The 25,642-nt window shown below is 71.5% G+C and carries 24 protein-coding genes; 16 read left to right on the top strand and 8 right to left on the bottom strand.

Features of this window, described 5'->3' with window-relative positions:
• Positions 1–248 precede the first annotated feature (248 nt).
• Both FB557_RS00225 and FB557_RS00220 read right to left on the bottom strand, forming a co-directional pair.
• Positions 249–1,463 carry an NAD(P)/FAD-dependent oxidoreductase gene (locus tag FB557_RS00225; protein WP_170236132.1) on the bottom strand — a complete coding sequence of 405 codons (1,215 nt, stop codon included), beginning with the start codon at positions 1,461–1,463 and terminating at the stop codon, positions 249–251.
• Between the two features lie 20 nt (positions 1,464–1,483).
• The gene (locus tag FB557_RS00220) at positions 1,484–2,224 is read right to left on the bottom strand and encodes a GntR family transcriptional regulator (RefSeq protein WP_144854561.1); all 741 of its coding nucleotides are present in this window, start codon (positions 2,222–2,224) and stop codon (positions 1,484–1,486) included.
• 144 nt (positions 2,225–2,368) lie between these two features.
• On the opposite strand from FB557_RS00220, the gene FB557_RS00215 reads away from it, so the two are divergent.
• The 9 genes from FB557_RS00215 (at position 2,369) to FB557_RS00175 (ending at position 12,162) form a co-directional block, all read left to right on the top strand.
• Entirely contained in the window at positions 2,369–3,475 is a 1,107-nt protein-coding gene (locus FB557_RS00215; protein WP_144854559.1) for a Gfo/Idh/MocA family protein, read from the top strand.
• Positions 3,472–4,401 (top strand): TIM barrel protein, encoded by a 930-nt coding sequence (locus FB557_RS00210; RefSeq protein WP_144854557.1) that lies wholly within the window; start codon positions 3,472–3,474, stop codon positions 4,399–4,401. Before FB557_RS00215 ends, FB557_RS00210 begins: the two co-directional genes overlap by 4 nt.
• The gene (iolC, locus tag FB557_RS00205) at positions 4,401–5,366 is read left to right on the top strand and encodes a 5-dehydro-2-deoxygluconokinase (RefSeq protein ID WP_144854555.1); all 966 of its coding nucleotides are present in this window, start codon (positions 4,401–4,403) and stop codon (positions 5,364–5,366) included. Before FB557_RS00210 ends, iolC begins: the two co-directional genes overlap by 1 nt.
• Positions 5,363–6,292: a Cgl0159 family (beta/alpha)8-fold protein gene (locus FB557_RS00200; protein ID WP_144854553.1), complete on the top strand. Its 930-nt coding sequence runs from the start codon at positions 5,363–5,365 to the stop codon at positions 6,290–6,292. Before iolC ends, FB557_RS00200 begins: the two co-directional genes overlap by 4 nt.
• Entirely contained in the window at positions 6,289–7,326 is a 1,038-nt protein-coding gene (gene iolB / locus FB557_RS00195) for a 5-deoxy-glucuronate isomerase (RefSeq protein WP_144854551.1), read from the top strand. The genes FB557_RS00200 and iolB overlap by 4 nt, the downstream gene beginning before the upstream one ends.
• Positions 7,323–9,263: a 3D-(3,5/4)-trihydroxycyclohexane-1,2-dione acylhydrolase (decyclizing) gene (gene iolD, locus FB557_RS00190; protein ID WP_144854549.1), complete on the top strand. Its 1,941-nt coding sequence runs from the start codon at positions 7,323–7,325 to the stop codon at positions 9,261–9,263. The genes iolB and iolD overlap by 4 nt, the downstream gene beginning before the upstream one ends.
• A 30-nt stretch (positions 9,264–9,293) precedes the next feature.
• Entirely contained in the window at positions 9,294–10,274 is a 981-nt protein-coding gene (locus FB557_RS00185) for a sugar ABC transporter substrate-binding protein (protein WP_144854547.1), read from the top strand.
• The gene (locus FB557_RS00180) at positions 10,271–11,317 is read left to right on the top strand and encodes an ABC transporter permease (RefSeq protein ID WP_144854546.1); all 1,047 of its coding nucleotides are present in this window, start codon (positions 10,271–10,273) and stop codon (positions 11,315–11,317) included. Before FB557_RS00185 ends, FB557_RS00180 begins: the two co-directional genes overlap by 4 nt.
• Positions 11,318–11,412: 95 nt before the next feature.
• Positions 11,413–12,162, top strand: coding sequence for an ATP-binding cassette domain-containing protein (locus tag FB557_RS00175; protein ID WP_246074402.1), 750 nt, complete (start codon positions 11,413–11,415; stop codon positions 12,160–12,162).
• A 153-nt stretch (positions 12,163–12,315) separates the two neighbouring features.
• Here the strand turns inward: FB557_RS00175 and FB557_RS00170 are convergent, their stop codons facing one another.
• Genes FB557_RS00170 through FB557_RS00160 form a run of 3 tightly spaced genes read right to left on the bottom strand, consistent with a single transcriptional unit; the run spans position 12,316 to position 15,326 of the window.
• Positions 12,316–13,332 carry a Gfo/Idh/MocA family protein gene (locus FB557_RS00170; RefSeq protein ID WP_144854542.1) on the bottom strand — a complete coding sequence of 339 codons (1,017 nt, stop codon included), beginning with the start codon at positions 13,330–13,332 and terminating at the stop codon, positions 12,316–12,318.
• Positions 13,332–14,102: an SDR family oxidoreductase gene (locus FB557_RS00165; protein WP_144854540.1), complete on the bottom strand. Its 771-nt coding sequence runs from the start codon at positions 14,100–14,102 to the stop codon at positions 13,332–13,334. The genes FB557_RS00170 and FB557_RS00165 overlap by 1 nt, the downstream gene beginning before the upstream one ends.
• A gap of 51 nt (positions 14,103–14,153) precedes the next feature.
• Positions 14,154–15,326: a phytanoyl-CoA dioxygenase family protein gene (locus tag FB557_RS00160; protein ID WP_144854538.1), complete on the bottom strand. Its 1,173-nt coding sequence runs from the start codon at positions 15,324–15,326 to the stop codon at positions 14,154–14,156.
• Between the two features lie 105 nt (positions 15,327–15,431).
• On the opposite strand from FB557_RS00160, the gene FB557_RS00155 reads away from it, so the two are divergent.
• A complete protein-coding gene (locus FB557_RS00155) occupies positions 15,432–16,469 on the top strand; it encodes a LacI family DNA-binding transcriptional regulator (protein ID WP_144854536.1) in 1,038 nt (345 codons plus the stop codon).
• 52 nt (positions 16,470–16,521) lie between these two features.
• Here FB557_RS00155 and FB557_RS00150 read toward each other — a convergent pair whose 3' ends face one another.
• A complete protein-coding gene (locus tag FB557_RS00150) occupies positions 16,522–17,028 on the bottom strand; it encodes a hemerythrin domain-containing protein (protein WP_144854534.1) in 507 nt (168 codons plus the stop codon).
• A gap of 52 nt (positions 17,029–17,080) precedes the next feature.
• Between FB557_RS00150 and FB557_RS00145 the strand changes: the two genes are divergently transcribed.
• Positions 17,081–18,379 (top strand): hydroxyacid-oxoacid transhydrogenase, encoded by a 1,299-nt coding sequence (locus tag FB557_RS00145; RefSeq protein ID WP_144854532.1) that lies wholly within the window; start codon positions 17,081–17,083, stop codon positions 18,377–18,379.
• Between the two features lie 4 nt (positions 18,380–18,383).
• Here the strand turns inward: FB557_RS00145 and FB557_RS00140 are convergent, their stop codons facing one another.
• Entirely contained in the window at positions 18,384–20,105 is a 1,722-nt protein-coding gene (locus tag FB557_RS00140; RefSeq protein WP_144854530.1) for an alkaline phosphatase D family protein, read from the bottom strand.
• A 113-nt stretch (positions 20,106–20,218) separates the two neighbouring features.
• On the opposite strand from FB557_RS00140, the gene FB557_RS00135 reads away from it, so the two are divergent.
• The 5 genes from FB557_RS00135 to FB557_RS00115 all read left to right on the top strand — a co-directional run bounded on the left by FB557_RS00135 (position 20,219) and on the right by FB557_RS00115 (position 25,157).
• On the top strand, positions 20,219–20,554 hold the full coding sequence (locus FB557_RS00135; RefSeq protein WP_144854507.1) for a YtxH domain-containing protein: 336 nt from the start codon (positions 20,219–20,221) through the stop codon (positions 20,552–20,554).
• A gap of 163 nt (positions 20,555–20,717) precedes the next feature.
• The gene (locus FB557_RS00130) at positions 20,718–20,993 is read left to right on the top strand and encodes a DUF2277 domain-containing protein (protein WP_144854528.1); all 276 of its coding nucleotides are present in this window, start codon (positions 20,718–20,720) and stop codon (positions 20,991–20,993) included.
• A 300-nt stretch (positions 20,994–21,293) separates the two neighbouring features.
• Complete coding sequence (dnaB, locus tag FB557_RS00125) at positions 21,294–23,897, top strand: replicative DNA helicase (protein WP_144855937.1); 2,604 nt, start codon at positions 21,294–21,296, stop codon at positions 23,895–23,897.
• Positions 23,898–23,964: 67 nt separating this feature from the next.
• Positions 23,965–24,771, top strand: a complete 807-nt coding sequence (locus FB557_RS00120) for a MerR family transcriptional regulator (protein ID WP_144854511.1) — start codon at positions 23,965–23,967, stop codon at positions 24,769–24,771.
• On the top strand, positions 24,768–25,157 hold the full coding sequence (locus FB557_RS00115; protein ID WP_144854513.1) for a VOC family protein: 390 nt from the start codon (positions 24,768–24,770) through the stop codon (positions 25,155–25,157). The genes FB557_RS00120 and FB557_RS00115 overlap by 4 nt, the downstream gene beginning before the upstream one ends.
• Here FB557_RS00115 and FB557_RS00110 read toward each other — a convergent pair.
• Positions 25,121–25,612 (bottom strand): hypothetical protein, encoded by a 492-nt coding sequence (locus tag FB557_RS00110; RefSeq protein ID WP_144854515.1) that lies wholly within the window; start codon positions 25,610–25,612, stop codon positions 25,121–25,123. The genes FB557_RS00115 and FB557_RS00110 overlap by 37 nt on opposite strands.
• Positions 25,613–25,642: the final 30 nt, after the last annotated feature.

Genomic DNA, 25,642 nt, shown 5'->3' with positions numbered 1-25,642 from the left:
CTGCCAAGGCTCACTGACAGCCGGCATGACTCGCGGGTAGGACGACTCGAGTCGGCAGACCGTGGCGGTTCGGCGCCGGATCAGCGTCTCCCGCTATCCCGCACAACGCACTCGTGTCGTCCTACCCGCGGTTCAGGGGCCTGGCGCTCGGCCCGCATCTGCCAAGGCAGGTCCCCAGAGGAGCGCACCTGCCACGGCAGGTACCGACGGGGCCGGGTACCTGCCTTGGCAGATGAGAGGGCGAGGGGCTAGGGGGAGGGGCGAAGGGGGAGTGCCGGGTCGACGAGGGCGGCCGGGTCGACCGGCGTGCCGGCCCGGATGATCCGCTCGGCCTTGCGCACGTCCTTGGCGACCGCGGCGCGGCCCGCCCCGGCCGCGCAGACCAGCCGGTCGGCGTCGTCCAGGCCCAGGTGCACCCGGCTCCCATCCGGCTCGGGTCGAGCCACCCATCGGCGGGCCGCATCGGCGACCCCGCTCACCTGCAGCGACAGGTCGTACTGGTCGGACCAGAACCACGGCACCGCGTCCAGCACGGCATCCTCACCGCGGATCGCGGCAGCGGCGACGACCGCCTGGTCGTGCGCCATCCGCCAGCTCTCCACGCGGCGCTTCTCCACCTCGCCGTCCCGCCCGAGCATGGCGATCGGACCACGGCAGCAGTCGCCGACCGCCCAGACCCCGTCCGCGCTCGCGCGGAGCTGCTCGTCGACGACGATCCCGTCGGCCACGACCAGCCCGGCGCTCTCGGCGAGGCCGACCTCCGGGACCGACCCGACCGCCTGGACGAGCACGTCCACCCGGTGGACCGAGCCATCGCTCAGGGTGACCACCCACCGGTCGCCCTCCTGGGCCACCGCGTCCACGCTCGTGCTCAGCCGCAGGTCCACCCCTTCGCGCTCGTGCCGGGCGGCCAGCTCCTCGGCCACCGGGTCGGGTACCGCCCGCTGCAGCACCCGGGACCCGGCCTCGACGACGGTGACCGCGAGCCCGAAGCCGCGGGCAGCGGCGGCCAGCTCGAGGCCGATCAGCCCGCCGCCGACGACGAGGAGATCGGTCCCGCCGCGCAGCCCGGCGCGCAGGGCGAGGGCGTCGTCGTAGGTGCGCAGGGTCGGCACCGACGCGGGCAGGCCCGGGACGCGGCGGGCGCGAGCTCCGGTCGCGAGGACGAGCCGGTCGTAGCCGAGGACATCGCCGGTGCTCAGGCCGACCTCGCGCGCGGAGGTGTCGGCCGTGGTGACGGTGACGCCAGAGCGCACCTGCACGCCCTGGTCGCGAAGCGGCCGCTCGCGGTACGGCTCGACCGGCCGCGGGTCGTCGGCGACGACCGTCTCCTTCGACAGCGGCGGTCGCTCGTAGACCGGCCGGTCCTCGGCGCCGAGCAGGGTGATCGGCCCCGGCCAGTCGTGGCTCGCGAGCTCGTGGGCGACCCGGGCACCGGCCTCACCGGCGCCAACGATCACCACGTGGTCTGCTGCCACCACGCTCAGCGCTCGTCGAGCACGAGGTCGATGGTGTAGGCCTGCGCCCGGTAGACGTGCTCGCCGAGCTCGACGGGTGAGCCCACGGCGTCGAAGGCCAGCCGGGACATGGTGAGCAGCGGCTCCTTCGCGCGAAGGGAGAGCGCGCGGCGCTCGCTCGCCGTCGGCATCCGGGCACCGATGGACTGCTGCGCGACCGCGGGGCGCGCGCCGCGGCGGCGCAGCACGGCATAGAGGCCGGCGTCCTCCAGCTCCTCGGTGGTGATGTCGGCGAAGGAGGGGGGCAGCCAGTTCTGCAGCAGGGCCAGGGGCTCGTCGTCGGCGTGCCGGACCCGCAGCAGGTGGAGCAGCTCGGTGTCCTCGGGCAGCTCGAGCGCCCCGGCCGCGTGCGCATCGGTGACCAGCTCGCGCTGCAGCACGGTCGTGCGTGGGTGCCGGCCCTGGTCGACGAGGTCGTCGTGCAGGGAGGAGAGGGCGGCCTGACGGTGCACCTTCGGGCTGGCCACGATCGTGCCCCGGCCACGCTGGCGGATGAGCATGCCCTGGTCGACGAGCTCCTGGATCGCGCGGCGCACCGTGGGTCGGGAGAGGGTGAGCCGGGAGGCCATCGCGACCTCGTTCTCGAAGGGGTCGCCCGGCGCCAGGTCGCCGTCACGGATCGCGGAGGTCAGCTGCTCCGCGAGCTGGTGGTAGAGAGGCACCGGGGAGCCGCGATCGATGGCGACGTCGATCTCCAACGCGGGCATGGCCGGAGCATACGCCCCACCATGATGCGAAGCGCTGACGTACAAATGTCCTGACAAAGTCTTGACACGCGATCCGGTGTCACGCGACAGTGAGGCAGGTCACCAGGCGGTCATCCGGTGACCAGCGAGGTCAGGAGGGGTGAGATGCGCATCGGTCTTGTCGGGCTCGGCCGGATCGGGCAGGGACACGCGGCGACGCTCCTCTCTCTCCCTGCGGTCGACCGGCTCGTCGTCGCCGATGCCGACCCGGGGCGAGCGGAGGCGCTCGCGGCGGCCGACCGCGTCGAGCCGGTCACCTCCGAGGCGTTGCTCACCGCAGACCTCGACGGACTTGTCGTCGCGACCCCTTCTCCTGCGCACGCCCAGTGGGTCTGCGCCGCCGCGGAGGCCGGAATCCCCACCTTCTGCGAGAAGCCGCTCGCGACGAGCATCGAGGACACGATCGACACCGCCGCGCGGGTGAGCGCGACCGGCACGCCGGTCCAGATCGGCTTCCAACGCCGCTTCGACCCCGGCTACCGGGCCGCCCGCCAGGCGATCGCGGCCGGTGAGCTCGGCTTCGTGCACACCATCCGGGCGATCTCGTGCGACGTCACTCCCCCTGCCGCGCAGTTCATCCCCGGCAGCGGGGGCATCTTCCGCGACTGCGCCATCCACGACGCCGACGTGGTGCGCTACCTCACCGGCGCCGAGGTCGCCTCGGTCTTCGCCACCGGCGGGACGAAGGGGGCGGAGTACATCGCCGCCGCCGGTGACGTCGACACCGGCCTGGCCGTGCTCACCCTCACCGACGGCACCCTGGCCTCGATCACCGTGGGTCGGCACAACGGGCAGGGCCAGGACGTGCGCCTCGAGGTGCACGGCGAGCTCGGGACCGTCGGCGTCGGCTGGGACGACTCCCTCGCCGTGCGCAGCGTCGAGCCGGGGGCGACCCAGCCCGCGGGGCCGACCCACCCGGACTTCACTTCGCGGTTCGCCGCCGCCTTCACCGCCGAGCTGAGCGAGTTCTGCGAGGTCGTCGCGAGGCGGTCAGCCTCGCCCTGCACGGTGCACGACGCGCTCGCCGCCGCCCGGGTCGTCGAGGCCTGCGACCTCTCGCGTCGGGAGCGGCGCCTGGTCGATCTCGCGGAGATCCCCGGCGCAGACATCCCCGTCACGAACGGCCCCGACCCGAGCCCGGCCCCCGCCGCGGACGACGACCTCGTCCTCACCGCTCCCACCACCCCCGCACCAGCGAAGGACCACCGATGAGCACACCCCTGGCCGACCGCATCGCCGCAGCACCCATCTCCTGGGGGGTCTGCGAGGTGCCCGGGTGGGGCTGGCAGCACCGGCCCGAGACGGTGCTGACCCAGATGCGGCAGCTCGGCGTGAGCGCCACCGAGTTCGGTCCGGACGGCTTCCTTCCCGACGACCCGCAGGCGAAGGCGCAGACCCTGGCCGACTACGACCTGGCCGCCGTCGGACAGTTCGTCCCCGTCGTCCTGCACGACCCGGGCACCGACCCGATGCCGGCCGTCCAAGCGGCGATGGAGGGGTTGATCGCAGCCGGCGCCGGGGTGGTCGTCATCGCCGCGGCCACCGGCGTCGACGGCTACGACGACCGTCCCGAGCTCGGCGAGGACGGCTGGGCGTACCTGCTGGGTGCCCTGGACCGGATCGACGCCGCGGCCCGTGAGCGCGGCCTGACCGCTGCCCTGCACCCGCACGTCGGGACGATGGTCGAGTCGGGGGAGGACACCGAGCGGGTGCTCGCCGGCTCCCGCATCGGGCTGTGCCTGGACACCGGGCACCTGCTCATCGGGGGCGGAGACCCCGTGGCGCTCGCCGCGACCCACCCCGAGCGGGTGGTCCACGTCCATCTCAAGGACGTCGACCTCGACCAGGCCCGGCAGGTCCAGGCGGGTGAGCGCAGCTACACCGACGCGGTCCGCACCCGGATGTACGTCGCGCTCGGCGAGGGCGATGTCGACATCGCCGCGATCGTGTCCTCGCTCGAAGGTGCCGGCTACACCGGCTGGTACGTCCTCGAGCAGGACATGATGCTGGCCGAGGATCCAGCCGGCACCGGCTCGGCCGCGCAGGGGGAGGTCGAGCAGGGCGCGGTCGACCCGGTGATCGACGTGCGCGCCTCGATCGACCACCTCCTCTCCGTCGACCCGGCGAAGGGGGCCTGATGCCCCCCTTCGACACCCCCTTCGACGTCGTCACTATGGGCCGGACCGGGGTCGACATCTACCCCCTCGACCACGGTGTGCCCCTGGAGGAGGTGCGGACCTTCGAGAAGTTCCTCGGCGGCTCGGCCACCAACGTCGCCGTCGCCGCGGCGCGGCACGGGCACCGGGTGGCGCTGGTGACCAAGGTCGCCGACGACGCCTTCGGCCGGTACGTGCGCGCCGAGACCGAGCGGCTCGGGGTCGCCGCCGACTTCGTCGCGACGCTCACCGGCGGACCGCCGACCCCGGTCACCTTCTGCGAGGTGCACCCGCCGGACCACTTCCCGCTCACCTTCTACCGGTACCCGACCGCGCCGGACCTCCAGCTGGAGCAGGCCGACCTGCCGCTGGCGCAGATCACGGAGGCGCGGATCTTCTGGGCCACCGTCACCGGGCTCTGCCAGGAGCCGAGCCGGGCCAGCCACCATGCCGCCTGGCGGGCTCGCGGGCGGGCCCGGCACACCGTGCTCGACCTGGACTACCGGCCGATGTTCTGGGACTCCGAGACCGAGGCGCGCGAGCAGGTGCAGCGTGCGCTAGGCCAGGTCACCGTCGCGGTCGGCAACGGCCAGGAGTGCGAGATCGCCGTCGGCGAGAGCGACCCGCACCGCGCCGCGGACGCCTTGCTCGAGCGGGGCGTCGAGCTGGCCGTGGTCAAGCAGGGGCCGAAGGGGGTGCTCGGCGCCACTGCGGACGAGCGGGTCGAGGTGCCGACCCATCCCGTCGACGTGGTCAACGGGCTCGGCGCGGGCGACGCCTTCGGCGGCGCCCTCTGCCACGGTCTGCTGCAGGGCTGGGACCTGCGGCGTACCCTCGAGGCGGCGAACGTCGCCGGGGCGATCGTCGCCTCGCGGCTCGAGTGCAGCACCGCGATGCCGACCACCGCCGAGGTGGAGGCCGCGCTGACCCCGGAGGAGGACCGATGACGGACCTCGCCGAGATCACCCGCATCCGCGTCGAGGACCCGGGCCGGATCGCTCGCGAGTGGGCGGCGCGGCGACCGGGGGCGATCCCCGCCGACGGCCGGCTCCTCCTCGTGGCCGCCGACCATCCCGCCCGTGGGGCCCTCGGGGTGCGCGGTGAGCCCACCGCGATGGCCAGCCGCAGCGACCTGCTGCGCCGGCTCGTGACCGCCCTGCGCCGGCCCGGCGTCGACGGCGTGCTCGGCACCCCCGACGTGCTCGACGACCTGCTGCTCATGGGTGCCCTCGACGGCGCGCTGGTGATCGGCTCGATGAACCGCGGCGGGCTGCAGGGCGCGGCCTTCGAGCTGGACGACCGCTTCACCGCGTACACCCCCGCCGAGATCGCGGCTCGCGGGCTGCAGGGCGGCAAGATGCTCACCCGGATCGCGCTGGACGACCCGGGCACCGTCGCCACCCTCGAGGCGAGCGCCGCGGCGGTCACCGGGCTGGCCGAGCGGGGGCTCATGGCGATGGTCGAGCCCTTCCTCTCGGGGCGGCGGGACGGCAAGGTCGCCAACCTCCTCGACCCGGACTCGGTGATCCGATCGGTCGCGATTGCCTCCGGCCTGGGCGCCAGCAGCGCGCACACCTGGCTCAAGCTGCCCGTCGTCGACGAGCTGGAGCGGGTCATGGACGCCACGACCCTGCCTACCCTGCTGCTCGGCGGGGACCCCACGGGCGACCCGCAGGCAACCTACGCCGGCTGGGGCGAGGCGCTCACCTTGCCCGCCGTGCGCGGCCTGGTCGTCGGCCGCGCGCTGCTCTACCCCCCAGACGGGGACGTCGCCGCCGCCGTCGACACCGCCGCCGCCCTCGTGCACGGCTCACGCCAGGACGAGGTGAGCCGGGAGACCGGCGCACCCGCGACGACAGGAGCCCGAGCATGACCACCCCCGATCGCAGCTCCCCGGGGAACCTCAGACCAACGGATACCCCCGCCCCCTATCGCAGCTCCCCGGGGAACCTCAGACCAACGGACGCCCCCCGGACCGGCGCCGACAACGATCGCTGGTTCCACCCCTTCGCCCATGAGGCCCGGCGCACCGGCCCCTGGACGATCGAGATCGGCGAGGACGTGCCCGGGTGGCGGCACACCTCGATCCGGGTCGTCGAGCTCTCGCCCGGCGACCAGGTCACCCTTGACCTCGGCGCCGAGGAGGCGGTCGTCGTGCCGCTCACCGGCGCCGTGGTCCTCGCCGCCGATGGTGAGGAGCATCGCCTCGAGCGGGGGGTCAGCGTCTTCGCCGGGGCCGGGGACGTCGGGTACCTGCCGGCGGGGCGCAGCGCGGTCCTCCGGGCGGACGGCGAAGGGGGGAGTCGGGTCGCCGTGTGCGGTGCCCGGGTCGAGGACCCCACCGGCGGAGGTCGCTCGGTGAGCGTGCTGCGCTCGCAGGACGTCCCGGTCGAGCAGCGCGGTGGCGGGGTGTGCCGCCGCGAGGTCCGCGCGCTCGCGATGCCCGACACCCTGCCCGAGGCCGAGCAGATCCTCGTCTGCGAGGTGATCACCCCGGCCGGTGGCTGGTCCTCCTACCCGCCCCACAAGCACGACACCGACCGGCCCGGTGAGGAGAGCGAGCTCGAGGAGATCTACTACTTCGAGACGCAGGCGGTGGGCGATGCCGGTGCCGGGGTGGCGCCGCTGCCGCGCGGCTCCGAGCGCTCCGACGGGCAGCAGCCGGTCGGCTACCAGCAGGTCTACGGAGCCGACCCGCAGCGCCCGATCGACGTGCTCGTCGAGGTGCGCACCGGCGACGTCGTCCTCGTCCCGCACGGCTGGCATGGTCCGGCGATGGCCGCCCCGGACGCCGACCTCTACTACCTCAACGTCATGGCCGGCCCGGGTGAGCAGCGCCAGTGGCTCATCTGCGACGACCCCGCACACGCCGCGGTCCGGTCGACCTGGACCGGAGGCGAGTCATGAGCGCCGTGCGCCTGACCGTCGCCCAGGCCGTCGTCCGATTCCTCGCCGCCCAGCACAGCGAGCGCGACGGTCAGCGTCAGCGGCTGATCGAAGGGTGCTTCGGCATCTTCGGCCACGGCAACGTCGCCGGCATCGGCCAGGCCCTGCTCCAGGACGAGCTCGGCGGGGCCGGCGGGCGCGACGAGGACGGGCGTCCCGGCCTGCCCTACGTGCTCGCCCGCAACGAGCAGGCCATGGTGCACACCGCCGTCGCCTACGCCCGTCAGCGCGACCGCCTCACCACTTGGGCGTGCACCGCCTCGGTCGGCCCGGGCAGCACCAACATGGTGACCGGAGCCGCGCTGGCGACGATCAACCGGCTGCCGGTGCTGCTCCTGCCCAGCTCGACCTTCGCCACCCGCGCCGCCGGTCCGCTGCTGCAAGAGCTCGAGCACCCGGTCAGCCCGGACATCACCGTCAACGACTCCTTCCGCCCGGTCTCGCGCTTCTACGACGAGGTGCGCCGGCCCGAGCAGCTGCCGAGCATCCTCATGGCGGCGATGCGCGTGCTCACCGACCCGGCCGAGACCGGGGCGGTGACGATCTCCTTGCCCCAGGACGTGCAGGCCGAGGCCCACGACTGGCCCGAGGAGCTCTTCACTGAGCGGGTCTGGCAGGTGCGCCGCCCGCCGGCCGAGCCAGGCCTGCTCGACGAGGCGGCGCGGCTCATCCGCGCCTCCCGCCGCCCGATGATCGTCGCCGGCGGAGGGGTTCACTACTCCGAGGCCGAGGAGGCGCTGGAGCGGCTGTGCGCGACCACCGGCATCCCGGTCGCCGAGAGCCAGGCCGGCAAGGGCTCGCTGCTGCACGGCAACCCGGCGTTGCTCGGCGCGCTCGGGTCCACCGGCACCACCGCCGCCAAGGCGATCGCCGCCCAGGCCGACCTCGTGATCGGCATCGGCACCCGCTACCAGGACTTCACCACCGCCTCGCGCACCGCCTTTGCCGCCGACGGGGTCCACTTCGTCAACGTCAACATCTCTCCCTTCGACGCGGTCAAGCACGCGGGGTTGATGGTCGTCGCCGACGCCCGCGAGGCGATCACCGCCCTGACCGAGCGGCTCGACGGATGGTCGGTGACGCGGGACTACCGCGACGAGGTGGTCGGCTTGGTGACCGAGTGGGACGCCGCCGTCGACGCCTGGCACCAGCCGGGGGTCGAGGTCACCGACGCCCTGCCCGAAGGGCGACTCACCCAGGGGCAGGTGCTCGGCGTGGTCCAGGAGCTCTCCGGGGAGCGAGACGTCGTGCTCTGCGCGGCCGGCTCGATGCCCGGAGACCTGCACAAGACGTGGCGGGTGCGCGACCGGCGCGGCTACCACGTCGAGTACGGATACTCCTGCATGGGCTACGAGGTGCCCGCCTCGATCGGGATCCGGCTCGCCGACCCCACCCGCGAGGTCTTCGCGATGGTCGGCGACGGTGGCTACCTCATGATGCCGACCGAGCTCGTCACCGCCGTGCAGGAGCGGGTCAAGGTCATCGTGGTCCTCGTGCAGAACCACGGCTTCCACTCCATCGGCTCGCTCTCGGAGTCCCTCGGCAGCCAACGCTTCGGCACCGCCTACCGCGAGCGGGGCTCTTCGGGGCGCCTGGACGGCGACGTGCTCCCGGTCGACCTGGCCGCCAACGCACGCAGCCTCGGCGCCACGGTGATCGAGGCCGGCGACCGGGACGACCTCGTCGCGGCCGTCACCGAGGCGATGGCCGCCCCCGATGACGCCGGGCCGATCGTCATCCACGTGCAGACCGACCCCTTCGTCCACGCCCCGGACTCGGCGTCCTGGTGGGACGTGCCGGTCAGCGAGGTCAGCGAGCTGACCTCGACCCGGGAGGCCTACACCGACTACCTCGACCACAAGCGTCACCAGCGCAGCTACCTCGATCCGCCGAGATAGCACCTCACCCACACCGAAAGGTTGACAACGATGTCACGACCGCACCTCACCAGCATCCTTGCTGGCACCGCCGCCCTCACCCTCGGCCTGGCTGCCTGCTCGTCCTCTGGGGGCAAGGAGGAGACCTCCGGCTCCGGCTCGGGCGGCGCCGGTGGCGTCGACACCCCCGAGATGACCGTCTCCCTCGTCACCCACGCCGCACCCGGTGACACCTTCTGGGACCAGGTCCGTGCCGGAGCCGAGGCCGCGGCGAAGAAGAACAACGTCAAGCTCGAGTACACCGCCGACCCTGACGGCGCCAAGCAGGCCCAGCTGGTCCAGCAGGCCGTCGACAAGGGAGTGGACGGGATCGCGGTGACGCTCTCGAAGCCGGCGGCGATGAAGGCCAACGTCGAGGGCGCGGTCAACGCCGATATCCCGGTCGTGGCGCTCAACGCCGGTATGGATGAATGGCAGGACATGGGCGCGCTGTCCTTCTTCGGCCAGGACGACCGGCTCGCCGGTGAGGCTGCCGGTGAACGCTTCACCGAGGAGGGCGCGGGCAAGGTCTTGTGCGTCATCCAGGAGCAGGGCCACGTCGGTCTCGAGGCCCGCTGCGAAGGGGCCGCCGAGAAGTTCGACAACACCGAGAAGATCTACGTCAAGGGCACCGACACCGCCAACGTCCAGTCCACGATCACCGCGAAGCTGCAGCAGGACAAGGACATCACCCACGTCTTCACCCTCGGCGCCCCCTTCGCCATGGTCGCCCTGGACTCCGTCGGCGAGGCCGGCAGCGAGGCCAAGGTGGCGACCGTCGACATCAACAAGGACGCGCTGCAGGCGATCAAGGACGGCAAGATCGAGTGGGCGGTCGACCAGCAGCCGTGGCTCCAGGGCTACCTCGCGGTCGACTCGCTGTGGCTGCGGGTCAACCAGGGCGCGACGATGGGCGGGCAGGAGCCGGTCTTCACCGGTCCCGCCTTCGTCGACGACTCCAACGTCGACGTGCTCTTGGAGAACGCGTCATGACCGCCGCCACACGGGAGGACGTCACAGCCGCCGACGACCGGGTCGGGGCGAAGGGGTCGGTCCGGCTCCTCCTCGCCCGGCCCGAGGTCGGAGCGCTCATCGGTGCGGTCGTCGTCGCGATCCTCTTCCTCTCGGTCGCGCCGAGCTTCCGCAGCGTCGGCAATCTCGGGACGATCCTCTACGCGGCCGCCTCGATCGGGATCATGGCGGTCGGGGTGTCGATGCTCATGGTCGGCGGGGAGTTCGACCTCTCCACCGGCGTCGCGGCGACCGCATCGGGGATCACCGCGGCCCTCACAGCGTGGAACTTCGGGCTCAACGTGTGGATCGGGGTGCTCCTCGCGCTCGTCTTCTCGCTGGCAGTCGGAGCTTTCAACGGCTGGCTGCTCATGACGACCGGGCTGCCGAGCTTCCTCGTGACCTTGAGTACGTTCTTCGTCCTCCAGGGGGCCAACCTCGCCGTGACCCGACTCGTCGGCGGCGCGGTCTCCACTCCGCGGATCGACGACATGGACGGCTTCGCCTCCGCGCAGGCTGTCTTCGCCTGGGAGGTCACCCTCGGTCAGGTCCGGATCAAGGCGCTCGTCGTCTACTGGCTGATCCTCGTGGTCATCGGAGCGCTGGTCCTGCAGCGCACCCGGATCGGCAACTGGATCTTCGCCGTCGGAGGCGACTCGGCCGCGGCCCGCGCTGTGGGCGTGCCGGTCAAGGTGGTCAAGATCGGGCTCTTCATGCTCGTCGGCTTCTGCGCCTGGGTCCTCGGGATGCACCTCCTCTTCGAGTACCAGGTGATGCAGTCCGGCGAAGGGGTCGGCAAGGAGTTCATCTACATCATCGCCGCGGTGGTCGGCGGATGCCTGCTCACCGGGGGTTTCGGGTCGGTCGTGGGCGGCGCCCTCGGCGCCCTGATCTTCGGGATGACCCAGATGGGCATCAACTACGCCGGGTGGAACGTCGACTGGTTCTGGACCTTCCTCGGCGTGATGCTCCTCCTGGCCACCCTGGTCAACCTCTACGTGAAGAAGAAGGCGGACGCGCGATGAGCACCGCGGCACAGCACGACGACGACGTCACCGGGCGGGCCGGCGACCCCGGCGAGGACCACCGCAGCGACGGCCGCCGCGCCCCGCTGGTGGAGATGGCCGAGGTCGGCAAGAGCTACGGCAACGTCCAGGCGCTGCGCGGGGTGAACCTCTCGGTCTACCCCGGTGAGGTGACCTGCGTGCTCGGGGACAACGGCGCGGGCAAGTCGACCCTGATCAAGATCATGGCCGGGCTGCACGAGCACACCGAGGGCACGTTCTCCGTGCACGGCATCTCACGCAACCTCTCCTCGCCCCGTGCGGCGCAGGGGCTGGGGATCGCGACGGTCTACCAGGACCTGGCCCTGGCGCCGTTGATGTCGGTGTGGCGCAACTTCTTCATGGGCAACGAGCTGCGCAAGGGCCTCTTCCTCGACAAGGACACGATGCGACGGGTGGCCGACGAGGAGCTGCAGAAGATGGGCATCGAGATCGGCGATCTCGACCGCCCGGTCGGTGGGCTCTCCGGCGGGCAGAAGCAGTGCATCGCGATCGCCCGGGCGATCTACTTCGGCGCGAAGGTGATCATCCTCGACGAGCCGACCGCCGCGCTCGGGGTGAAGCAGTCCGGGGTGGTGTTGAAGTACATCGCCGCCGCCCGTGACGCCGGGCTCGGCGTCGTCTTCATCACCCACAACCCGCACCACGCCTATCTCGTCGGCAACCACTTCGTCGTGCTCAAGCTGGGCCGGGTCTCGATGGACGCCCACCGCTCGGAGGTGACTCTCGAGCAGCTGACCGCGGAGATGGCGGGCGGGCAGGAGCTGACCGAGCTGCAGCACGAGATGCGTGGCGTCGGAGCCTGAGCGCCGGACACCTACCCCCTTCGGGCCGAATAGCACGGATCGGATATCTGGGCATGCCGTTGGTGCATGGCGATATGTCCGATCCGTGCTATGTGCCCACGACAGGGGTCCCGTCGCGGAAACAGCGCTCGTCCTCCGGCGGGCGGTGCCCGCTCAGGCGAGACCGTCGGGGGTGATCCGGACCGGTCGCCCTTCGCGAAGGGAGAGCGTGGCCGCCTCGGCGGTCCACGCCGTGCCCATGGCGTCCTCCACCGTGCAGGGGTTCTCCGCCCGGCCGGCGGCGACCTCGCAGAAGGTCCCCAGCTCGACCCGGAAGGCCTCGGCCAGCCGATCCATGAAGAAGCTGTGGGCCGGCCCGGCGGGCCAGGTCACCCCCTTCGCCGTGGAGCGAAGGGGGAGCCCGTCGTCCAGACCCGCGGCCACCGCGTCCTGGACGCCGTGCACCTCGAGCCGCACGTCGTAGCCGGCGGCGTTGGTCCGAGTGTTCGAGACGACCCCGATCGTCCCGTCGCTCAGGGAGAGCAGGGTGGTCGCCGTCGTGACGTCACCGTGCGCGGCATACATGTCGGGCGCCGCGGAGGGGTCGACCGCACCGGTGGCGTAGACCTCGACCACCTCCTGGCCGGTGACCCAGCGCACCGCGTCGAAGTCGTGCACCGCGCAGTCGCGGAAGATCCCGCCCGAGACCGCGAGGTAGGCCGGCGGCGGGGGTGCGGGGTCGAGGGTGGTCGAGCGCACCGTGTGCACGTGGCCGAGCGCGCCGGAGCGGACCGCCTCGCGGGCCGCGACGAAGGCGGGATCGAAGCGGCGCGGGTAGCCGATCTGGACCGGGACGCTCGACCCGGCGACGGCCCGCTGTACCGCGACGGCCTCGTCGATCGAGGCCGCGATCGGCTTCTCGCAGAAGGCGGGGACCCCCTTCGCCACTGCCGCGCGGACCAGGTCGGCGTGCGCGTTGGTCGCGGCGGCGATGACGACCCCGTCGACCCCGGAGTCGAGCAGCGTCGACGGGTCGGCGACCGCCGTGGCCTTCGCGGTGGAGGCAAGGACCGCGTCGACCGCAGGGGCGACCGGGTCGGTGACGACGAGCTCCTCGACGAGCTCGAGGTCGGCGAGGGTGCGGGCGTGGACCGCCCCGATGCGGCCGAGGCCGATGAGTCCGATGCGCATCAGTCGTGCGCCCCGACCACGCTCTGGTCCCAGTCGATGACCGAGCCGGTCACCACCCCTGAGCGCTCGGAGAGGAGGAAGACGACCGCGTCGGCGATCTCGTCGACCTGCCCGAGCTTGCCCATCGGCAGACCGGCGGCGGCGCGCTCGACCCAGCCGTCGTCGGCGTCGTGGAAACGGCGCTGGGTCTCGTCCTCACCCTCGGTCTGCGTCCACCCGATGTTCAGCCCGTTGATCCGTACCCGGTCGAAGCGGTGGGCGTGAGCGGCATTCTTGGTCAGCCCGATGAGGCCAGCCTTGGAGGCGACGTAGGGCGCGAGATAGGGCTGCCCACCGTGGGCCGACATCGTGATGACGTTGACGATCGTCCCGGCTGCGCCGCGCCGCGTCATGTCGGCGACCGCGGCCTGCATGGTGAAGAACGGGCCGCGCAGGTTGACCGCGACGTGCTCGTCGAAGAGCTCGGGCGTCGTGTCGAGCAAGGTGCCGCGGGTGGTCAGGCCCGCCGCGTTGACCAGGCAGTCCACCCGGCCGTGTCTGGCGACGGTCTCCTCGACGACCCGGCGGGCGTCGGCCGGGTCGGACTGGTCCCCGGCGACGAAGGACACGCCCTCACCGAGCTCGGCGGCCAGGGCCTCCCCGCGCTCCCTCCGCCGGCCGGTCACGACGACGCTGGCGCCCTCCCGAGTCGCGGCTCGCGCGATGCCGGCGCCGAGACCGGTGGTCCCTCCGACGACGAGGACGACCTTGTCCCGCAGCAGCTGGTCCATGTCACTCCTTGGTGAATGTTCAGATGTCAGGACAATAGTGCCTTACCCGGCTCACGGTCGAGAGAGCCGACCATGCGCCTCGAGGCGGCTGCGCAGCTCGGCCGGCTCCACCCCTTCGTCCAATGCCTCCCGGACGAGGTCGGCCTGCGTCGCCGGCGACATCCCACCCACCGGCTGGTCCAGGTCGAGGTTGGTCGGGAAGGCGTAGCCCTCGGCCGCGGCGGCGACCGCGTGCTGCACCCCCGGTCGGTCCCGGCGGGCCAGCAGGGCGGGGTAGACCGACTCGACCACGGCCGCCCGGTCCACGGCCTCCATCGCCCGCCCGAAGGCGGAGGAGATCTGCAGGAGGTTGGCCATCCGGGCGATGTCGCGCGAGCGGTTGGTGCCCGCGGCGTGGAAGAGCGCCGGGTTGAAGAAGACCGCGTCGCCGGCGGCCAGCGGGAGCTGCACGTGGTGGGCGCGGAAGTGCTCCTGGAAGTCCTCCAACCAGTAGGCCAGGTAACCGTGGGGGTAGAGCTGGGAGTGCGGCAGGTAGAGCGTCGGCCCGGACTCGATCGGCATGTCGACGTGCGCGACCGCACCCTGGAGGGTGAGCGCCGGGCTGAGGGCATGGACGTGCGCCGGGTACTGCTCGCTGACCTGCGGACTCTGGAAGCCCAGGTGGTAGTCCCGGTGCACGGTCTGCCCCTCGCCGCCAGGGTTGACCACGTTGACCTGGCTGGTCACCTGGTACCCGGGGCCGAGCCAGGCACGGGCGGCGAGCGCGAGCAGGTCGTTGGCGTAGTAGTCGACGAAGGCGTCGGGGTCGTGCAGCGCGAGCTTCTGCAGCGCGTTCCACACCCGGTCGTTGGCGCCGGGCTTGGCGAAGTGGTCGCCGGCCACCTGCCCGGAGGCGCGCTGGTCGGCGATGATCTCCTCGAAGGCCCGCGAGACCGGCTCGATGACCCGCGGGTCGAAGGCCCCCTCGAAGACGACGATCCCCGGACCGTCGGCGAGGGCGCGGGCGATCTCGGCTTCGATCTCGACCGTCGCGGCCCCGCCCGGGTCGCCGAGGAGGGAGCGTAGCCGGCCGGAGTCATAGACCAGCACCTCCTGCTCGACCCGGTCGGCGAAGGGGTAGTCAGCTGCCTCGGTGCGCCGGGAGGCGAGCAGGGAGGTGAGGTCGTCGAGGTGGCAGTCCTCGCGGCGGAGCCGGCCGTGAGCGAAGGCGTGGGTCGTGGTCATGACCTCCACGATCCCGGCGTCGGGGTCGCGGCACCAGGGGGCGATCACCTCAGATTCACCTCAGCATCGCGGCCGGTGAGAGCCGCTCCGCCCTACGCTGCATGGGTGCGCAGCCACCGCGTCCGCGACATCGCCGAGCAGGCGGGGCTCTCTGCGGCCACGGTCGACCGAGTGCTGCACGGGCGGCCTGGGGCCAGCCCGCGGGCCGCGCGAGCGGTCGAGCAGGCGGTGGCCGAGCTCGACCGGCAGGAGCGGGCGCTGCGCCTCGGTGCGCGCCCGATCGTGGTCGACGTCGTGATGCAGGCGCCACGGCGCTTCACCGACCGGGTGCGCGAGGCGGTCGAGAGCCAGCTGCCGGGCATCCCGGGCGCGAGGGCCCGCTTCGACCTGCGCGAAGGGGGAGAGCCGGCCGACCTGGTGAGGGTGCTCGAGCGGGTCGGGCGGCCTGGTCGGAGCAGCCACGGGGTGCTGCTCAAGGCGCCCGCGGTGCCCGAGGTGGAGAGCGCGGTCGCCCGGCTCGCCGATCGAGGGGTGCCCGTGGTCACCCTCGTGACCGATCTGCGGGCGCCTCGGATCGCCTATGTCGGCCTGGACAACGCGGCGGCCGGCCAGACCGCCGCCTACCTCGTGGCCCGGATGACCAGGTCCGAGGGGTCGGTGCTCACGACGGTGAGCCGCTCGAGCTTCTACGGCGAGGAGGAGCGGCGCTCGGCCCTCGTCGCGGAGCTGGACCGGCTGCGTCCCGACCTGGAGGTCCTCGGGGTGGCCGACGCCGATGGCCTGGACGGCTCGACCGGCGACGCGGTTCGCGCCGCGCTGGCTGGTCTCGCCGCGCCGGTGGTCGCGGTCTACTCAGCCGGCGGGGGCAACCGAGCGGTGCTCGGCGCCCTGGACGAGGCCGGCCAGACCTGCGAGACCTTCGTCGCGCACGACCTCGACGCAGACAACCTCGCCCTGCTGCGCGCAGGGCGGATCGATGTCGTGCTGCACCACGACCTGCGCGCCGATGCCCGGACCGCGCTGACCCAGCTGCTGCGCCATCACCACCTGGAGGCCGGCAGCCCGGTGTCCGTCGGCGCCGCGGTGCAGGTGGTCACCCGGACCAACATCCCGGCTCGCCTGGGCCCCGCGTGGCTGCGGTGACCACGGGTCAGGGTGGCGCGGTGAGCCCGCTCGGCTCCGCCGGACCCCTTGCTCAGCCGGTGAAGTCGGCCGGGTCCTTGTCGACCGGAGTGACCCCCTTCGCCCAGTGCTCGGCCTCGAAGCGCAGGAACTGCACGGCCAGGTCGTGGCGCCACTGCAGGCTGGCCTGCTGGCGGAAGTCGGTGAGGTCCTGACGCTCCTCCTCGCCCATGTGGTCGCTGTTCTGGGTGTTGGCGTCGACGACGGCCTGCCACCACTGCTCGCTGCCGGGCTTGGCGGAGTCGGCCCGACGCACCGCTTCACGGATCTTGTTGTGGTCCTTGATCGCGTCGGTGATCTCCTCGTCCTTGCTCTCGGCGTCACCGGCGCCCTCGCCGACCTCGTCGAGCTGGTGGTAGAAGAAGCGCTCCTCGGCCTCGGCGTGCACCTCGAGGAGGATCGCAAGGCGACGCCACATCGCCTCGAGGCCGGCAGTGTCCTCGCGCGGCCACTGCTCGAGGTAGGCAAACATCCGACGCTGCTCGTCGTGCTGGTGCTGGATGATCTCGGTGATGTCCATGAACACCGACGCTAGCGCCGGGTACCGACGCCGTGGGGGCCAGGATGGGGGGATGACGCACCCGCAGCCGCAGACCCCCGAGACGATCTTCACCTACGCCACCCCGCAGCTGAAGTTCGGCGCGGGGGCATCCGAGGAGATCGGGTACGACCTCAGCCTCACCGGGGCGAAGCGGGTGCTCGTGGTCACCGACCCCGGTGTCGCAGAGGCGGGGGTCGCGCAGCGGGTGGCCGACCAGATGGGGCAGTTCGGCATCGAAGCGGTGCTCTGGTCCGGTACCCACGTCGAGCCGACGGACCACTCCCTTCGCGAGGCGGTCGAGCACGCCCGATCTACTGGGCCGTGGGACGCCTTCGTCGCCGTCGGGGGTGGCAGCACGATCGATACCGCGAAGGCGATCAACCTGCTCACCACCAACGACGGCGAGCTGATGGACTACCTCAACGCCCCGGTCGGCGAGGGCCGGGCGCCGGAGCACCCGCTGAAGCCCCTCGTCGCCGTCCCCACGACGACCGGCACCGGGTCCGAGAGCACGACGATCTGCGTCCTCGACGTCCTCTCGCTCCAGGTCAAGACAGGGATCAGCCACGCCCGGCTGCGCCCGAGCATGGCGGTGATCGACCCGCTGCTCACCGTGACCCAGCCGGCCGGGGTGACCGCGGCGGCCGGGATGGACATCCTCTGCCACGCGTTGGAGTCCTACACCGCGCGTCCGTACACCTCCTACGAGCGCAAGCAGGCCCACGAGCGGGTGCCGTACTGCGGCTCGAACCCGATCGCCGACATGTTCTCCGAGAAGGCGCTGTCGCTGCTGGCCGGCTCCTTCCGCACCGCGGTTCGTGACGGCGGCAACCTCGATGCCCGGGGCGACATGGCACTCGCGGCGACCTTCGCCGGGGCCGGCTTCGGCAACGCCGGGGTGCACATCCCGCACGCCAACGCCTACCCGATCGCCGGACGGGTCAAGGACTTCCACCCCGCCGACTACCCCGGGGAGGAGCCGCTGGTGCCGCACGGCATGTCCGTCTCGCTCACCGCGCCCGAGGCCTTCCGCTTCACCTTCGACGCGGCACCGCAGCGCCACCTGGCGGCGGCCCGACTGCTCGCCGGCGACTCGGAGAAGGACTACGGCACGGTCGCCGACGAGGAGCTGCTGCCGACCGTGCTCATCGACCTCATGCGCGACATCGGGATCCCGAACGGGTGCGGCGCGGTCGGCTACGGCAGCGGCGACATCCCCGACCTCGTCACTGGCGCGATCCAGCAGCAGCGGCTGCTCGCGACCGCACCGAAGCCGGTCACCGAGGACGCCCTCGCCGGGATCTTCGAGCGCAGCCTGGCGCTGTGGTGAGGCTCTAGCGGGGCGGGTCGATGGTGATGTCGGCGACCTGCTGCAGCACCGGGCGGTCGTGCTCGTCACCACTGACCACCCCGCGGGCCCACCACATGCGCAGGCCGCGCCCCTGCACCTCGAGCGTCGCGAGGTTGTTGTCGAACCACGGCCCCTCGACGTAGGTCCAGCGAAGGGGTGGCCTCGGGACCCGGGTCGCCAGTGACGCCGCCCGGCCGATCGGCGCGGCGACGCTGCGGGAGAGGAAGGCGGTTCCCACCCGGACCGAGCGGGGGAGGGGGTTGCGGATCGGTGAGCAGACCGCCTGGATGACCCGACTGCGAAGGGGGTCGACCCCCCTTCGCTCGTTGGCTCGGGTGTGCCAGGCCTCCGAGACATAGCTGTGGTGCACGTCGCCGGAGAGGAAGGTGACGGTGCCCGGTGGGGCGCCGCGCCGGCCGCTCGCCACCTCGATGACCATGTCGCAGACCTGCGCGAAGCCCTCCTGGAAGGCCGCCCAGTGCTCCATGTCGACCGCCTGGCGCAGCTTCTCGCCCACCTGGGCCGCGCGCTCGCCCCAGGCGCCGGCGGCGAGCGCCTCGTTGAAGGCCTCGAGGTTGTGCAGCCCCTGCGCGAGGAAGAAGGGCAGGGAGGTGCCGATGAGCAGGTGGTCGACATCGCCGCGCATCTGCCCGTCGAGCCAGGCCATCTCCTGGTCGTCGACGATGGAGCGGCGTCCCGGCTCGAGCACCCGGGCGGCGCGGGAGTCGACGACGACGAGCCGCACCTGGTCGCCGAAGTCGCGGGAGTAGCTGAAGCGGTAGGCGGACGGCTCGGCGTCGACCCGCTCCGCGAGGTCGTCGAGGGTCTGGGTGAGGTCGAGCTCGCCCGGCCCGTCGTGGCCGGTGATGATCTGCCAGATGTCGTCGTCCGCGCGCTCGGCGGCGGTGAGGTTGCCCAGGTGCTGGTAGACCCAGTACGACGAGAGCCCGGCGACGATCCGCTCGTGCCACCACGAGGTGGCCTCCATCTGCCGGCGCCAGGCCAGCGAGGTGTTCCAGTCGTCGCGCACGTCGTGGTCGTCGAAGATCATCACGCTCGGCAGCGTCGAGAGCAGCCAGCGGGTCGCCGGGTCGCGCCAGGCGAGGGCGTAGAGGTGGGCGTACTCCTCGAAGTCCTTCAGCTCCTCCCACGGCGCCTCGTCCAGCGAGCGGCGCGAGGCGATGAACTCCCGCATCGCCGGAGAGGTCTCGTCGGCGTAGACCTGGTCGCCGAGGAAGAGGACCATGTCGGGCCAGCGGGTGTCGGACTCGTCTGCGCCGTCGGGGTCCTCCTCGGAGTGGGTGATGCCGGCCATGCGCAGGCCGTAGGCGCGCAGGGCGTCGACACCGTGGGTCGCGTTGCCGTCGGCGTCGTGCGGGACGCTCGTGCGGCAGGAGCCGAAGGCCAGGCGAAGGGGGCGCTGCTCGTCGATCGTCGTGAGGACCGGCGCTGGGTACGGGGAGTCGGGCTCGGGCCAGACCAGCTCGTCGTCGACGAGCACCTCGTACGGGGTGGGCTCGGCCGGGGTGAGCCCGTCGATCACGACCAGGGCGTAGTGGTGCCCGTGGACGGCGAAGGTGGGGGCGCTCGCCTCGGTCTGACCGGCCTGGACGGTGACGGTGGCGGCACCCGCGGTCTCGACCCACACGGCGGCGGACGTGGCCTCCACGCTGCGCAGGAGCGGTCCGAGGATCAGCGCTGACATGGGCCCCACTCTCGCACGGGCCGCTCACGTGCAGTTTTGCCCGGCCCGCTAGAGCGCACCGGGCGCCCGAACGTGGCACCGTAAGCCTCGTACCCGATTCGAAGGAGGCCGTCATGGCCAAGATGTCTTTCCTCGCCGGCATGGCTGCCGGCTACGTCCTCGGTGCGCGCGCGGGCAAGGAGCGCTACGAGCAGATCAAGACCCAGGCCAACCAGCTGTGGTCGAGCCCGAAGACGCAGAAGGCCGTGGGCCAGGCCAAGCACACCGCGCAGACCCAGGGCCCGGCCGTGGCCGACAAGGTGACCGGCGCGGCCAAGGACGCCGCCGGCACCGTCAAGGACAAGGCGAGCCGCGGCGAGGACCTGCCGGACACGATCCACCGCGGTGACGACGGCGAGCTGCACGCCGACACCAGCGGCTTCGGCCCGGGCGGCGACAAGCTGCCCTGAGCCTTAAGGCTCGACCGACGCGAAGGGGGAGGGCCCGCCGATGGCGGCCCTCCCCCTTCGCCGTCCCCTCCCCCGCAGCCGATTCGAGGTAGAAACGCCCGGCCTGATACACCGGTCCTACCTCCACCGACCTGGGCCCCGAGGCGAGGCGCACACTGGTCGCATGTGCCGCAACATTCGACAGCTCCACAACTTCGAGCCGCCCGCGACCTCCGAGGAGGTGCGCGCCGCCGCGCTGCAGTACGTGCGCAAGGTGAGCGGGTCGACCAAGCCGTCGCAGGCCAACGCGGAGGCGTTCGCCGAGGCCGTGGACGAGGTGGCTGCGGCGACCCAGCGGCTGCTCGGACAGCTCACGACCGCCGCTCCGCCGAAGGACCGGGAGGTCGAGGCGGCGAAGGCACGAGAGCGTGCCCGCGCTCGCTATGCAACTTCTGGGTAACCTCCTGTGACTCCTGAGCCCTGTGGGTAACGGGGCGGGACGAAGAATCTTCTATGCACAGCATGTGAGGTGACGCAGCCCCGGAAAATGAGGGTTACTGCGAAGTCACGTCGGCGCCTCTCCGGACCATCCACAGGGTTGTCCACGGGCTGTGCACACGCCGATCGCGTGTCGTCCACAGATTGTCCACACCTCCTCCACAGGCCCGTTAGGTCGTTGTCGGTGCTCGGTGCCACAGTTGCCTGACCGCGCGCGGGAGGTGCTGTGACCACGAGTGATCTGGAGTCGATGTTCGGCTCGATGCCGCCCGCAGACGAGGGCGAAGGGGGCGGCCGGCCCGGCGACAGAGTGCCGCCGCAGGACCTCGGGGCGGAGCAGTCCGTGCTCGGCGGGATGCTGCTGAGCAAGGACGCGATCGCCGACGTCGGCGAGACGGTGCGTGGGGGCGACTTCTACAAGCCGGCGCACGAGCTGATCTTCGACGCGATCATTGACCTGTACAGCAAGGGCGAGCCGGCCGACGCGATCACCGTCGCCGACGAGCTGAGCAAGCGGGGGACGCTGCAGCGAGCGGGTGGGCAGGCCTACCTGCACGACCTCATCCAGTCGGTGCCGACGGCTGCCAACGCCGGCTTCTACGCCCAGATCGTCGCCGAGCGGGCGATCCTGCGCCGGCTGGTCGACGCTGGGACCCGGATCGTGCAGATGGGCTACGGCACCGGCGGCGGGGACGTCGAGGAGATCGTCAACGCCGCCCAAGCAGAGATGTATGGCGTTGCCGAGAAGCGTGGCGGCGAGGACTACGTCGCGTTGTGGGACACGCTCAACGAGACGATGGCCGAGATCGAGGTGGCCTCGGGGCGCAGCGACGAGCTGACCGGGGTGCCGACCGGCTTCACCGAGCTCGACGAGCTGACCCACGGGCTGCACCCCGGTCAGATGATCGTCGTGGCGGCCAGGCCTGCAGTCGGCAAGGCGCTCGCGCTGGAGACCCCGTTGCCCACCCCGACGGGCTGGACAACGATGGGCGAGGTCGCCGTGGGCGACCAGTTGCTCGATGCCACGGGACGTCCGACGAGGGTGGTCGCCGCTACCGAGGTGATGAACGGCAGACCCTGCTACGAGGTGGAGTTCTCCGACGGGACGGTCATCGTGGCAGATGAGCAGCATCAGTGGCTCACCGACACCCGAGCGTCGCGCAGGTCCTTCCAGTCCGCGCGGGACAAGCGCAACCGATGCCAGAACCAGCAGACCTTCGCTGAGGTACGGACGACGTCGGAGATCGCGGCGACGCTGCGTACGCAGACCGCGGAGCGCCGGCTGAACCACTCGGTGAAGCTGGCCCGGCCTCTCGACCTGCCTGAGGCAGACCTGCCCTTGTCTCCTTATGTGCTTGGGGCGTGGCTCGGTGATGGGTCGACCGACTGTGCAGCTATCACGACAACCGATGACGGGATCGTCCAGCGACTCGAGAGCGAAGGGCTTGTGGTCACCAAGACGGCCGCTCCGATGCGGTACTCGCTTCGGCTTCCCGTGACGGAGGCCGCCACCCGTACCTGCGTGGTGTGCGGTGAGCACTTCGTGCCGAGAACCTCGCAGGTCAAGACCTGCGGCCGGTCGTGCGGGGGCCGTTCACGTGGGACTGATCGGATGCCGGCACCTCGCTGCCCGGACTGCGGTCAGCCGTCATCTGGACAGCGACGCTGCCAGGCATGTCATGCCGAGCACGGCACGGTCCAGGGGCTGCTACGCACGGTCGGAGTGCTCGGCAACAAGCACATCCCGATGGTGTACCTGCGAGCCAGCGAGGCTCAGCGCAGGGAGGTGCTGGCGGGACTGCTCGATACCGACGGGACGGTGACGAAGGCGGGGTGCGTCCAGCTCACGACGACGTCTCGCCGACTCCGCGATGACGCCTACGACCTGGTCGCGGGACTGGGCTATCGGTGCGGCGTGAGCGAAAAGGCCGTACACGGCCGCTCGGTGCAGTCCTCGACCGCATACACCCTGACCTTCAGCGCCGATGAAGAGGCCTTCGCCTTGGAGCGCAAGGCGACGTTGCATCGCGAGCGTCGGGGGCGGACTTTCCAGCGCCGGGACTCACGGTTCATCACCGACGTCCGGGCCGTGCCATCGGTGCCGGTCCGCTGCGTCGAGGTGGACAACGACGACCACCTCTACCTCGCTGGGCGGGCGATGGTGCCGACGCACAACTCGACGCTGGGAATCGACGTGGCCCGCGCGGCAGCGATCCAGCACAAGATGGCGACGGCCGTCTTCTCGTTGGAGATGAGCCGCACCGAGATCACGATGCGGGTTCTCGCGGCGGAGGCCTCCATCTCGCTGCAGAGCCTGCGGCGGGGGCGGATGAGCGACCCCGAGTGGGGCAAGCTCTCGCGGGTCATGGGACGGATCAGCGCGAGCCCGCTCTTCATCGACGACAGTCCCAACCTTGCGCTCATGGAGATTCGAGCCAAGGCGCGCCGGCTGAAGCAGCAGCACAACCTCAAGCTCATCGTCATCGACTACCTGCAGCTCATGACGAGCGGCAAGAAGGTCGAGTCGCGTCAGCAGGAGGTCGCCGAGTTCTCCCGGGCGCTGAAGCTGCTCGCTAAGGAGCTCGAGGTACCGGTCATCGCGATCAGCCAGCTCAACCGTGGCCCCGAGCAGCGAACGGACAAGCGTCCGGCGATGAGCGACCTTCGCGAAAGTGGCTCGATCGAGCAGGACGCCGACGTCGTCATCCTGCTGCACCGGGATCGCGACCCCGAGGCAGGGCGCGAGGGCGAGGCCGATGTCATCGTCGCCAAGCACCGCAACGGACCCACCGCAGACATCACCCTTGGCTTCCAGGGCCACTACGCCCGGTTCACCAACTTCCAGCGCGAGGGCGGCGACTTCTGATGGGTTTCGCCGCCTGTCGAGGCGCCGCCCTTGCTCCTGACGCGACGTGAGGTCTTAGCGTGGCGGCATGACCAGCACCAGCCCCGGCGGCCAGTGGGGCATCGGCGACGTTGCCCGACGTACAGGCGTCACTGAACGCACTCTGCGGTACTACGAGGAGATGGGCCTGCTGCTTCCGGCCCGCGATGTCGGTGGCCGGCGCCGGTACGACGGCGGCACCATCGATCAGCTCTACCGGATCCGGCTGCTCCGCGAACTTGGTACGTCCGTGGCCGACCTCAACCTCGATACGGACGAGCTGCCCGGCCTCACTCGGCGCCACCTCGTGGACCTCGATTCGAAGCTGGCCGACCTCGCTCGGGCGCGGGAACGAGTTCGGGGCGTCGAGGCCCGTCTCCTCGAGGGCGACCAGCCCACTGCCGAGGCCCTGCTTGAACTGCTCTCAGGACTACCGGCTGATGAGCCCGCGTTGACGCGGCGGATCACGTTGCTGGTGTACCGCGACATCGCGGCCGGGCACGCCTATCTCGTCGATGTACTGGGTCTGGCTCCTGGACCGATCAGCTTCGACGGCGATCGGGCGGTGCACGGCGAGGTCCATGCTGGCGACGGCGTGGTCTGGCTGCACCGGGAGGCCCCCGAGCACCGGATGGTCTCGCCGCTCACCACCGGCACGGTCACTGCCTCGCTCGCCATCCTCGTCGACGACGTCGACGCCCACCACGCCCGCGTGGCCGCAACCGGCGCCGCGATCGACCACCAGCCGGCCGACATGCCCTACGGCGTGCGCGAGTACAGCGTGCGCGACCCGGAGGGCCACCTCTGGTCGTTCCAGACACCCCTCCCCGATCTCGAAGAACAGGAAACCCGATGACCCAGCTGACTCCCTATCTGTGCGTCGCCGACGCCCGAGCCGCCATCGAGTGGTACGTCGCCGCGCTGGGCGCCGAAGTGACCTACGACCCGATCGTCATGGACGACGGTCGGGTCGGCCACTGCGAACTAGCGATTGGCGAGGCCCAGTGGATGATGTCCGACCAGTTCGACTCCGCCGGGATAGCGGCCCCCGACCCCGCCCGCGGGGCGGCGGTGTCACTGCACCTCACGGTCGCCGACGTCGACGCGGCCGCCGCCCGCATCGTCCGCCAAGGAACGCCAATGGCCAGGGGCCCCGAGGACAGCCCGCCCTCCGGGCGGGTGGCGGTCTTCGTGGATCCGTTCGGTCACCGCTGGTTCCTGAACCAGCCTGCCGAGAGCTGACTCAGGTTCGCAGCAAGGGTCTGGGCACCGAGTTCGGTCTGCGTGCCCGCGCCTGCACGGTTCCACCGACGAGCTTCGAGCCAGGACGCGAGGGTGGCTGCCCGCTCTCTGAGCCCGAAGACGACCTGCCAGGCCATCGGGAGCGAGAGGATGATCACGATCGCTGCCGGGGTGTTGAGGAGGAGGAACCCGAAGGCAACGCCTTGGAGCACGTAGAGCAGCAGCATGGCGAGCGACCCGGCGATGGCCGTGGCCTCGAACGAGTAGCCGACGTCGGTCCCGGCCAGGTCCGCGGCTGCGGCCACCGCATACGAGCCGATGAGGGTGGCGACGACGACGAGCGCGCTGAGGACGGTGACCGCCACGATGCGGGCGGAGATAACGCGCCAGCGGCGCGGTTCGACCGTGAAGGTGACCAGGCCGGCGCGCTGGCTCCACTCCGCCGTGGCGGCCATGATGCCGATGACGGGTAGCAGGATGCTGAA

Source organism: Marihabitans asiaticum (genome assembly GCF_007828725.1).
In the GTDB taxonomy this organism is placed as follows: Bacteria; Actinomycetota; Actinomycetes; order Actinomycetales; family Dermatophilaceae; genus Marihabitans; species Marihabitans asiaticum.
This window is presented reverse-complemented; position numbering and strand designations above follow the sequence as displayed.